Annotated in this window: 9 protein-coding genes; 6 read left to right on the top strand and 3 right to left on the bottom strand. The window is 69.3% G+C overall.

Annotation, left to right across the window (positions count from 1 at the left end):
- Positions 1-8: 8 nt before the first annotated feature.
- Both mshD and NQ034_RS10635 read right to left on the bottom strand, forming a co-directional pair.
- Positions 9-938 (bottom strand): mycothiol synthase, encoded by a 930-nt coding sequence (gene mshD / locus NQ034_RS10640; RefSeq protein ID WP_257048800.1) that lies wholly within the window; start codon positions 936-938, stop codon positions 9-11.
- Positions 928-1,647 carry a winged helix-turn-helix transcriptional regulator gene (locus tag NQ034_RS10635; RefSeq protein ID WP_257048798.1) on the bottom strand — a complete coding sequence of 240 codons (720 nt, stop codon included), beginning with the start codon at positions 1,645-1,647 and terminating at the stop codon, positions 928-930. The genes mshD and NQ034_RS10635 overlap by 11 nt, the downstream gene beginning before the upstream one ends.
- A 126-nt stretch (positions 1,648-1,773) precedes the next feature.
- Between NQ034_RS10635 and NQ034_RS10630 the strand changes: the two genes are divergently transcribed.
- From NQ034_RS10630 to NQ034_RS10605, 6 genes are all read left to right on the top strand, one after another.
- Positions 1,774-2,562, top strand: coding sequence for an ammonia permease (locus NQ034_RS10630; RefSeq protein WP_257048878.1), 789 nt, complete (start codon positions 1,774-1,776; stop codon positions 2,560-2,562).
- Positions 2,563-2,736: 174 nt separating this feature from the next.
- The gene (locus tag NQ034_RS10625) at positions 2,737-3,339 is read left to right on the top strand and encodes a heme-binding beta-barrel domain-containing protein (RefSeq protein ID WP_257048797.1); all 603 of its coding nucleotides are present in this window, start codon (positions 2,737-2,739) and stop codon (positions 3,337-3,339) included.
- Between the two features lie 58 nt (positions 3,340-3,397).
- Positions 3,398-4,033, top strand: a complete 636-nt coding sequence (locus tag NQ034_RS10620; protein WP_257048796.1) for a hypothetical protein — start codon at positions 3,398-3,400, stop codon at positions 4,031-4,033.
- Positions 4,034-4,056: 23 nt separating this feature from the next.
- On the top strand, positions 4,057-5,178 hold the full coding sequence (gene ygfZ, locus NQ034_RS10615) for a CAF17-like 4Fe-4S cluster assembly/insertion protein YgfZ (RefSeq protein WP_257048794.1): 1,122 nt from the start codon (positions 4,057-4,059) through the stop codon (positions 5,176-5,178).
- Between the two features lie 35 nt (positions 5,179-5,213).
- Positions 5,214-6,581 carry a 4-aminobutyrate--2-oxoglutarate transaminase gene (gene gabT, locus NQ034_RS10610; protein WP_257048792.1) on the top strand — a complete coding sequence of 456 codons (1,368 nt, stop codon included), beginning with the start codon at positions 5,214-5,216 and terminating at the stop codon, positions 6,579-6,581.
- A gap of 113 nt (positions 6,582-6,694) precedes the next feature.
- Positions 6,695-7,792, top strand: coding sequence for an LLM class flavin-dependent oxidoreductase (locus NQ034_RS10605; RefSeq protein ID WP_257048790.1), 1,098 nt, complete (start codon positions 6,695-6,697; stop codon positions 7,790-7,792).
- A gap of 55 nt (positions 7,793-7,847) precedes the next feature.
- Here NQ034_RS10605 and pepN read toward each other — a convergent pair whose 3' ends face one another.
- Positions 7,848-10,586 carry an aminopeptidase N gene (pepN, locus tag NQ034_RS10600; protein ID WP_257048789.1) on the bottom strand — a complete coding sequence of 913 codons (2,739 nt, stop codon included), beginning with the start codon at positions 10,584-10,586 and terminating at the stop codon, positions 7,848-7,850.
- Positions 10,587-10,703: the final 117 nt, after the last annotated feature.

Below are 10,703 nucleotides of genomic sequence, written 5' to 3'. Positions count from 1 at the left end.
GCATGTCCTCACATGGTCGGTGCGGTCGGTGCAGCGGGCGGGGCGTAGCTGGCGTGGACGATGCGGTGGCCGAAGCCCAGGGACTCGTAGAGTCGCAGCGCCCTGTCGTTGTCGGACTCGACGTACAGCTCGATCAGGTCGGCCCCGCGGTCCCGCAGATGCGCCATCCCTGCCAGGGTCAGCGCCCTGCCAACCCCGTGGGCGCCGGCGTCCGGATCGACCCCGATGACGTAGACCTCGCCGACGCGCTCGGCCAGCGGGGAGTCGGTGTGCAGCTTGGTCTCGTGGAATCCGATGATCCGCCCTGCCCGCTCGCCGGCGCTCGCCACGGCGAAGAACACATCGGCCGGATCGAAGTCCGGTTCGGCGACCCGTGCGGCGTAGGACTCAGCCGACTGCCGGCCCTGTTCGGGGTGCCAGTCGAAGGCCCGGTTGTTCACCGCGCGCCAGTCGGCCTCGTCGCCGGGGCGGAAGGTGCGGATCTCCACACCTGTGGGAATCTGCGGGGCCGGGATCTCCAGCTCGGCCAGGTCTCCGGTGTGCAGTTGCAGCAGTTCCCGTTCGCGCCGGTAGCCGCGGGCCGCCGCCAGCCGACGGGCTCCCGGATGGTCGCCGTGGGACCAGAACCAGGTGGAATCGACGGCGTCGGGAACGGCCGCCAAGTGCTCCAGCAAAGCGGCGACGAGTCGGGTTCCGGCGCCGGCGCCGCGTGCCGCGGGGGCGATGACGAGTTCGGCGGCGCCGCGCTCGCCCTGGGGTGCGGCCACGGCCCAGCCGATCAGTGCTCCGGCGTCGTCGCGCAGTCCTAGTGTGACGGATTCCGATGCTGCGGCGGCACTCAGCAGACCGTCGGAGATCGGCGCGATCCCATCGGCCGCGGCGGCGGTGCTCAGCAGGGAGCCGACCTCCTCGGTCAGTCCGGTTTCCTCAATCCGCATCCTGGTCCTCCTTCGCGTCATCGGCCTGTTCTGGACTGAAACGGTAGCCCACATTGCGCACCGTCAGGATGGTCGAATCGAGTTCGGGTCCCAGCTTGGCGCGCAGTCGGCGCACGTGCACGTCCACGGTCCGCGTGCCGCCGTAGTAGTCGTAGCCCCACACGTCCTGCAGCAGCTGGGCCCGGGTGAAGGCCCGGCCCGGGTGCTGGGCCAGGTACTTCAGCAGTTCGAACTCCTTGAAGGTCAGGTCGAGGTTCTTCCCGCCGGCGGTGGCGGTGTACGAGTCCTCGTCGATCTCCAGCGAACCCACGACCGTGGGCTGGTTGGACTCCGGTGCAGCGGGTGCCTGGGCGTGCCCTGCGGCCAGTTTGAGGCGGGCGTCGATTTCTGCGGGGCCCGCGCCGGCCAGGATGATGTCAGCGGCACCCCATGCGGGATTCGCGGCGGCCAGCCCGCCCTCGCTGAGCACGATGATGACGGGTGCGGTGATCGACATGGTGCGCAGATAATCCACAACGGTGGCGGTCCGACTCAGATCGGTGGTCGCGTCGAAGATGACGACATCGCTGTGCGGCGCGCGCAGCAGCGAGCCCCCGTCCAGGCTGGACCTGTACACGGTGTGGGGGAGGAAGGTCAGGGCGGCGGGATTGCCCGGGCCGGCCGCGGCACTCACCGGCGCCTGAGTCGGGATGATGTGCAGAATCCGCAAACTACGACTCCCTCCTCATATGTGATGGGCCACCTCTGAAAGAAGTATAACGACCCCACAGCGGCAGGCGGGTTATCACCGTCCGGTTAGGCCCGTGGGCCATGATGGGCCAAAATGGTAGGCGTGATGAACTGGATCCGCGTCGTCGTCGCGTTGTTACTGGCCGTGACCCTGGGCGTGACGAGCGTCTTCGGATACGTGCCCGTGGTGATGGGCTCTGCCCTGGTCGTCGTGTTCATCGCCTTCGGTTGGCCCCGGCTGACCGACACCCCACAGCCGCACATCACCTCGCTCATGCTCGGCCTGTTCGGCCTGGCCGGAATGGCCGCCACCTGGCTGGCCGATCACCCGCCGTACCTCGAATGGTTGCCGATCCTGGCGGCCCTGGGCCTGCTGTGGTCGTTCGTACAGAACCTCTCGCGCGGGATCGATGCGGACAATGCGGTGGCGAATGTGTCCGCGCACGTCGCCGGCGTCGTCATCGTCCTGTCGACCTGCAGCTGGGCCGCGGCGATCAGGTTGGCCGGTGAGCGCAATGCCGTGATCATGGGCCTGGTGGCCATCATGCTGGCCCAGTGCGCGACCGCTATGCCATGGCCCGGCAAGTTCGCCGGCCCCCTGGCCGTGGTGCTGGGAATCGTGGGCGCCAACGCCATCTACTGGCTCGACGGCTCCACCATCGAGCACTGGGGCGCGGCCAACCTGCTGGGCCTGCTGATGGGCCTGGTCGTCATCGTCGTCGACCGGATGCTCGGCAAGATCTCCGAGGCGCCCTATCAGGCCGGCTCCCTGCACAAGTCCCAGAAGCGCCAGAAGGCCAGGCAGTGGGGCGTGCAGTTGGCGCTGGGCGCCACGCCGATCGCGGTGGGCGGAATCGCCGTGTACATCGTCGAGCGGATCCCCGGCATCATCTGAGCCCCGCGGCTTAGGTCCTGCGAAGATGAGCGGGACCGTGCGGACGCGTACACTTAGGGCCATGCAGACTCTGGAAATCATCTTCGAAGCACTCGTCGCCATCGCCGGTCTGGGCGCCCTGGGTGTGGCCGTCAAGGTCGTCACCAGCCTGTTCAAGGCCAAGCGCTAATCCCCATGGCATTCACCCTCGACGCGGATCTCAATCCCGAACTCGTCCCACTGTCCTGGCTCATCGGGTCGTGGGAGGGCGTGGGCGTGGTCGGCTACGGCGATGCCCCGAATACCCAGTTCGGTCAGCGGATCGACTTCGTCGACCCCGCCGGCGCGCCCTACCTGCACTACACGGCGCAGTCCTGGCTGCTCGACGAATCCGGGCAGATCGGGGACACCCTGAGCCTGGAGACGGGGATCTGGCAGCTGGTCCGTCCGCGGGCCGACCACGATGCCGGCCCCGGCCTGCTCGCGCCCACCGCCGCCTCGCCCTTCACCACGGCCGAAGCCGTGGAATCCATGCGGCGGGAATCGGGCGACTTCGGGTTGGAGGTCTCGATCGTGCAACCCCACGGCATCGTGGAGCTCTACACCGGTCGCGTCGACGGGCCGCGCATCGACCTGAGCACCGATATCGTCGCCCGCACCAAGACCAGCAAGGACTACCGCGCCTCGACGCGGATGTACGGCCTGGTCGAGGGCGACCTCCTGTGGGCCTGGGATATGGCGGCACTGGGTCGTGAACTGGGCTCCCACGCATCGGCCCGCCTCAAGCGGGTCGCATGAGGTGGCGCGACTGAGCACCGGACCCACGACACGGGGCCGGGTACCGCGGAGGCACTGGGTGCTTCCGCTGTGCCTGGCCCTTGTCGTCGTGGTGCTGCTCGGCGCCGCCGTCACTGCGCTGGCCGCCGTGCGGATCGGTCGGCTGAGCGAGGACCTGCAGCGGGCGGGCGATGCCGCCGGCGCGTATTTCACAGCCCTGCGCGAGGACCCGGACGCGGCCCAGGGACACCTGGACACGGCGAACCGGGAGCTCACCGCGGCTCGCTCGGACATCGACCAGGTCCCCTTCCCCCAGACGCGGTGGGTTCCGGGCCTGGGCGGTAACATCACGGCGATCGGCACGCTGATCGATCAACTCACCCACCTGGCCGACGATGCCGGGCCCACCCTGACGCAGGCGGCCCAGGTCATCGATTTCTCGACCGGTCGGGTCCGCGGGGTCGATTCCCCCGCGCAGATCCCCGAGCGGCTGGGGACCTCGGTGCGGGTGTTGAAGAACCTGCCAGACGCCCTGGAGACATTCGACGCGGCGCGTGCCGAACTCGGCCGGATCGACACGACCGGCCTGTTGCCGCCGGTGCGAGACGGCGTCGATACGATGCGCGGGGGACTCGAGTCCGCGGCCGAGGACATCTCGGGCGCGCGCACCGCGGTGACCACCCTGGCGCCCCTGCTGCGGCATCTGCCCGGCTGAGTCCAACCGACATTTGGAGGAACATGAACGCCCTGCGCTTCAACCGCACCGCGGCCGTCTACGGCATCGGAGCCGCTGCCGACGAGGTCGCCCACTTCGGCATTCCGCTGCGCGAGCAGCGCCTGCTGGCGGCCGGACGCGCGATCGCGGACCTGTCCGCGATCCGGATCCTGACGCTGACCGGACCCGACAGACTGACGTGGCTGAACTCGATCACCTCCCAGAAGCTCGACGACCTGGCCCCCGGGACGTCGACGGAGACCCTGGTCCTGAGCCCCACCGGGCACATCGAGCACTGGCTGCGGGTCTATGCGGCCGAGGACCGGCTGTGGCTGCTCTCCGAGATGGACACGGACGGGGCGATCGCCTGGCTCGAATCCATGAAGTTCATGCTGCGCGTGGAACTGACCGATGTATCCGCGGACTATCAGGCAGTCGGTACCGTGGGCCCGGCCCCCGCCGGATTGGACGCCGCAGTCGAATGGAACGACCCGTGGCCACGCGTCCTGCCAGGCGGAGCCTCCTATGCCGCGGTCGATGCGGCCGGTCCCACCGCCGACGAGCACCCGGGGTGGGAAACCGACTTCCGGATCCAGCTCGTTCCGGTCGAGGGGCTGCGCGATTTCGATCCGGCTGCCGCAGGACTCGAAGTGGCCGGCCGCGAGGCCTGGGACGCACTGCGCATCGAGGCCTGGCGGCCGGGGCCGGCCGAAGTCGACCACCGGGTGCTCGTCGGCGAGATCGACGCGCTGCGCACCGCGGTGCACCTGGCCAAGGGCTGCTACCGCGGACAGGAGGCGGTGGCGCGCGTGCACAATCTGGGACAGGTGCCGCGCCGCCTGGTGTTCCTGCACTTGGACGGATCGGGCCACAGTCTGCCCGATCCCGGAGCCGAGGTGACCGCCGAGGTGCGCGGTGCCAGGCGGCCGGTGGGACATGTGACCTCGGTGGCGCTGCACCACGAGCTGGGACCGATCGCCCTGGCCCTGGTCAAGCGCACGCTGGCGCCCGAGGCGCCCCTGCAGGTGGCGGGCCGGGACGAGGAAATCGTCACCGCGGCACAGACCACGATCGTGGCACCCGGCAGGGACAACAGGACAGGTGCGCCGCGATTGAACCGCGACGTCGACGCCAGGAGCCGGTGAGGCGGAGGCCACGGGGTCCGGCTATCCTTGAGAGTATGAGCACACTCGAAAAGGGCGGCCCCGCCCTGCCCCAGGAACGTAAAGTAGTCACCTCGATCCCCGGACCCAAGTCCCTGGAGTTGGAGGCCCGCCGCGGCAAGGCCGTGCCGGCCGGCGTCGGAGCCTCCTTCCCCGCCTACGTCGTCGCAGCCGGCGGTGGCATCATCAAGGACATCGACGGCAACCAGATCATCGATCTGGGCTCCGGCATCGCCGTGACCACCGTGGGCAATTCGAATCCCCGTGTTGTGCAGCGAGCCAAGGACCAGCTGGACGCCTTCACCCACACCTGCGCCATGGTCAACCCCTATGAGAGCTACATCGAGGTCGCCGAGGCGCTCAACCGCCTGACCCCCGGCGATCACGACAAGCGCTCGGTGCTGCTGAACTCGGGCGCGGAGGCGGTGGAGAACGCGGTGAAGATCGCGCGCTCCTACACCAAGCGCGACGCCGTCGTGGTCTTCGACCACGCCTACCACGGACGCACCAACCTGACGATGGCGATGACCGCCAAGGCCAAGCCCTACAAGACCGGTTTCGGCCCCTTCGCCGGCGAGGTCTACCGCGCACCCATGTCGTACCCCTTCCGCGACAACTTCGCGGCCAATACCAAGGTCTCCGGTGAAGAGGCCGCCGCGCGCGTCATCGCGATGATCGACAACCAGATCGGCGGGGAGAACGTCGCGGCGATCGTCATCGAGCCCATCCAGGGCGAGGGCGGTTTCATCGTCCCGGCCGAGGGCTTCCTGCCGGCACTGGTCGAATACGCGCACGCCAACGGCATCGTGTTCGTCGCCGACGAGGTCCAGGCCGGCTTCGCCCGCACCGGCAAGATGTTCGCCTGCGAATGGGAGGGCATCGTCCCCGACCTCATCACCACCGCCAAGGGCATCGCCGGCGGCCTGCCGCTGTCGGCGGTGACCGGCCGCGCCGAGATCATGGACGCCGTGCCCGGCGGCGGCCTGGGCGGGACCTACGGTGGCAACCCGACGGCCTGCGCCGCAGCACTTGGCGCGATCGAATCCTATGAGCAGGACGGCCTGGCCGACCGCGCCCTGGAGCTCGGCGAACTCATCGTCACGCGCCTGGAGAAGATGCAGGCGAGCCACCCCGAACTGGGCGAACTGCGCGGCCGTGGGGCCATGCAGGCAGTCGAGTTCGTCAAGGCCGGCACCATGGAGCCGAACGCCGAACTGGCCGACAAGCTGGCGGCCTACGCCGCCGAACGCGGAGTCCTGGTGCTGGTCACCGGCACCTTCCACTCGGTCATCCGCTTCCTGCCGCCGCTGTCGATCTCGGATGCGCTCATCAACGACGCCTTCGATGTGCTCGAGGCCGGCCTCGACGAGATCCTGGGTAAGTGATCCGGTCAGTGATCCGACCGGTCCGCTGAGTCCGGCGGACCACCGGGAGCCCCCGCACCGCAGTCCTTCCCCCGCACGGGAATACTCCGGTGCGGGGGCTCCTTGTCTCTGGTATGACGCAAAACCTCGAACTCTCAGTCCTCGACCTCATCCCCGTGCGCGGGGAGCAGACCACGGGGCAGGCCCTGGCGGCCAGCCACGAGCTGGTGCTGCGGGCCGATGCCCTGGGCTATACGCGCTATTGGACAGCCGAACACCACAACATGCCATCGGTCGCCTCGACCACTCCGGGTGTCGAGCTCATGTACCTGGGCCAGGGCACGGACCGGATCCGCCTGGGCTCCGGGGGAGTGATGCTGCCCAATCACGCACCCCTGGCGATCGCCGAACAGTTCTCCCTGCTCAATGCGGTCTACGGCGACCGCATCGATCTGGGGCTCGGCCGGGCCCCGGGCACCGACCCGGTCACCTCCGCGGCGATGCGCGGGCACCTGGGCCAGGCCCAGCTGGTCGACGGCGACGGGCACGTGGTCGATCCGGTGCAGGCCTTCCCCCAGCACATCATGGACATGCTGGCCCTGCTCGGCCCGGACGGCGCACAGGTCGAGCTCTACGGCGGCCGGGCCCAGCCGCTGCGCGCGACCCCGCACGCGGACTCCTTCGCCCAGGTCTGGCTGCTGGGCTCCAGCGGCTATTCGGCACAGCTGGCGGCGGCTCTGGGGCTGCCCTATGTGTTCGCCCACCACTTCTCCGGACACGGCACGGCCTCGGCGCTGAAACTCTACCGCGATGGCTTCAGCGCCACCGCAACCGGCGCCGGACAGGACCCCACGCCCGCGCCCCGGACCTTCCTGACCGTCAATGTGGTGACCGCAGACACCGCGGCCGAGGCCGCCGAACTGGCCGAACCCTATATGTACACGATGGCGAATCTGCGCGTCGGCGCTCCGCTGCGCACCCTGCCGAGCGTGGGCACGGAGGTCCGCGGGCTGATCACGGATGCGCACCGGCAGGTGATGGACACGATGCTGCAGTCCTGGGTCGTCGGGGACGCGGATGACTCGGCCGCCAGGATCCGGCAGTTGGCCGAGGATTTCAAGGTCGACGAGGTGATGATCCATCCGGTGGCGGGCTCCCGGGCGGACGAGCCGCTCGATCGCACCCCCGCCCGGGTGCGCACCCTCGAACTGCTGGCGCAGCGGCTGCTCTGACCGGATCCGCCGCCCGGCCCGGCGCTACTCCCGGAACCGTCCCCAGCGGTGCGGCTCAGTGTCGGCCGCGGGAGGCGCCGGGGGCCGGCTGGGTGCTCAGGCTCAGGGCCCGCTGCATATCGTCGAGCAGTTCCACCACCAGCCGACGCTGCGCGGCGGGGGCCGTGGGATGGTCCGCAAGCCAGTCGGTGGTCAGCTCGACGACCCGTGCGGGGCGGCTCGACCAGCTGGGGTAGAGCCCCAGCAGCAGTCGCTTGCCGATCTCGATCGAGCGCTCAGGACCCACCCAGAAGGTGTCGAGCCGGGTGAAGTACTCCTCGACGAAACTCTCGGTCAGAGGCAGGGCCGCGGGGACGGAGAAGCCGCGGATCAGGGCTGACAGTTCGTCGTTGGACAGCGTCGGGTCGCTCGTGGCCTGCGTGAAAGCGCGCATTTTGACGATCGGCAGTGGCCTGGCGGCACGGGCGGTGATGCCGCTGAGCACCCCGGAACCGGTCCGATCGCCGGCCTCCTCGGCGTCGATGTCGTCGTAGTCGGCCCAGCCCAGGGCCACCAGCGCGATCAGCGCGGTCCACCGCAGGTGGTGGTCGACCCGCAGGCCGGCGGTGGCCTCGCCCATCCGGCTGCCCACCGGGACGCTGAGCAGCTGCGAGGCGAAGGCGCGCCCGGCCGCCACCGCGGGACCGGGTTCCGCGGTCACCACCGAGCGGCGGACCAGTGCCAGGACGAGTTCCGCCAGGCCCAACTGGGTATCGGAGTCCTGTGTGCTCAGGCGTAGCGCGTCCAGGGCCGATCCCAGCATGTCCTCGAGCGCGGTGGACTGCGCATCGGCCGGGGTCCACCTGTCGAAGGCGGTCAGCGCCTGGGTGCGCAGCCCGGCGAAGATGCCGGCGTGGTGTTCACGGCCCAGCCCGGCGGCGTAGGCGGCGAGGAAGTCGGTCGCCGGCAACAGTCCGTCACGGGTGGCGTTCGACAGCGCCGACCAGATCAGTGCGCGGTCCAGCGGGTCCGCCAGGCCGGAGACCGCGGCCAGTGCGGTCTGCGTCGACTGCTGGTCCAGGCGGACCTTGACGAAGTCGTCGTCTCCGTGGTTGAGCAGCAGCAGATCGGGCCGCGCGATACCGGCCAGTTCCGGCACCGACTGCTGGGCCCCGGCCATGTCGAGGCGCCAGGTGCCGGCGGCCTCGAGGCGCCTGCGACTGCGGTTGAACCCGGCCAGCTGGAGCGTGTGCGGGCGCACCACCTGTGTCCCATCGGAGTTGCGCTGGGTCACGGTGGCCTGTGCGATGGTCGGCGCGGTGGCGGAACCGCGGGCCCGGGCGGAGCCGGCCAGCCGGGCGCCGGCCCCGGCGGAGGCGGGGACCTCGGAGGCCAGCCGGACGTCCAGGGACATCTCGGACATCCCCGTGGTCTGCAGCCAGGCGGCGGCCCAGGCCCGCACATCGCGCTGTGGCGCCGCGGCCTGCAGCGCGGTCAGGAAGTCCTCGAGCGTGGTGTTGGAGAACTCGTGGGCCCGGAAGTAGGCCCTGGCCCCGGCGCGGAAGGCATCCCGGCCGACATAGGCGACCAGCTGTTTGAGAACCGCGGCGCCCTTGGCGTAGGTGATTCCGTCGAAGTTCAGCTTCGCGGCCTCGACATCGGGGATGTCGGCGACGATCGGGTGGGTCGTGGGGTACTGGTCCTGTCGGTACGCCCAGTCCTTGCGCCGCAGCGCAAAGGACACCCAGCCGTCGGTGTACTCGGTCGCCTCGGCCAGGGCCAGGCCGCCCATGTAATCGGCGAAGGACTCCTTGAGCCACAGATCGTCCCACCAGCGCATCGTGACCAGATCGCCGAACCACATATGCGTCATCTCGTGCAGGATCGTGTTCGCCCGCGATTCGTACTGGGTCCGGGTGACGGCGTCACGGTACAGGTAGGAATCGGTGAAGGTCACCAGGCCGGGATTCTCCATCGCGCCGAGGTTGTACTCGGGTACGAAGATCTGATCGTACTTGCCCCACGGGTAGGGGTAGTCGAAGAAATCGTGGTAGAAGTCCAGGCCGGACTTCGTGATCGCGAAGATCTCGGCTGCGTCCATGTGGTCGGCCAGCGAGGCGCGGGCGAAGACACCCAGCTCGATTCGCTGACCGGTGGCCGGATGGGTGTAGACGTCGTGGGCGGCCGCGTAGTCGCCCACGGCCACGCAGGTGATGTAGCTGGACTGGCGCTTCGTCGTGGCGAAGACATGGCGCACGATCCGTGCCGACTGGTCTCCGGCGGGGGCCTCGGCCCCGGCGTCCGACGCGGGCACCACGGTACCGTTGGACAGGGCCACCAGATCGTCTGGGGCGCTGATGCGGAAGTCGAAGGTGGCCTTGAGATCCGGCTGGTCGAAGTTCGCGAAGACGCGACGGGCATCCGTCGGTTCGAACTGGGTGTACGTGTAGACCAGGCCGTCTGCCGGGTCGAAGAACCTGTGCAGTCCCTCGCCGGAACGCGAATACCGGGCCCGGCCCTCGACTATCAGCGTATTGCCGCCGGGCACCACCGGGAAGGCGATGCGCGCCCCGTCGAAGGCCTCGGCCGGATCGAGTTCCGTCTCGCCGATGCGCACGCGCTCGACGGAATCGGCGATGAAGTCGATGAAGGTGGTGCCCGCGTCGCGCGCGGTGAACGTGACAGTTGTGGTGGAACCGAAGGTCATCGCACTGCGGTCCCTGATATTCGCCAGGTCCAGCTCGACCGTGTACGTGTGAACCGTCAGCAGCGCTGCCCGGGCCTGTGCCTCGGCACGAGTGAGATTCGTCGTCATCGCTTGAGGAATTCGCCTTTCCGATCTTGCCGTGTCCCTGTGCCGCGGCGCAGGGCGCACCGCCACCTTGCCAACCTACCCGCCACTGGTCCGGGTGTCCATTGCCGCCGCATATGA

Origin of the sequence: Brevibacterium moorei (assembly GCF_024580735.1) — a bacterium.
Lineage (GTDB): Bacteria > Actinomycetota > Actinomycetes > Actinomycetales > Brevibacteriaceae > Brevibacterium > Brevibacterium moorei.
The sequence above is the reverse complement of the archived record's forward strand: the minus strand, read 5'-3'. Positions and strand labels throughout refer to the sequence as shown.

Coding starts and splice junctions, on each gene's coding strand:
- NQ034_RS10605 (WP_257048790.1), top strand. CDS start 6,695: ATGACGCAAAACCTCGAACTCTCAGTCCTCGACCTCATCCCCGTGCGC.
- ygfZ (WP_257048794.1), top strand. CDS start 4,057: ATGAACGCCCTGCGCTTCAACCGCACCGCGGCCGTCTACGGCATCGGA.
- mshD (WP_257048800.1), bottom strand. CDS start 938: ATGCGGATTGAGGAAACCGGACTGACCGAGGAGGTCGGCTCCCTGCTG.
- NQ034_RS10625 (WP_257048797.1), top strand. CDS start 2,737: ATGGCATTCACCCTCGACGCGGATCTCAATCCCGAACTCGTCCCACTG.
- pepN (WP_257048789.1), bottom strand. CDS start 10,586: ATGACGACGAATCTCACTCGTGCCGAGGCACAGGCCCGGGCAGCGCTG.
- NQ034_RS10630 (WP_257048878.1), top strand. CDS start 1,774: ATGAACTGGATCCGCGTCGTCGTCGCGTTGTTACTGGCCGTGACCCTG.
- gabT (WP_257048792.1), top strand. CDS start 5,214: ATGAGCACACTCGAAAAGGGCGGCCCCGCCCTGCCCCAGGAACGTAAA.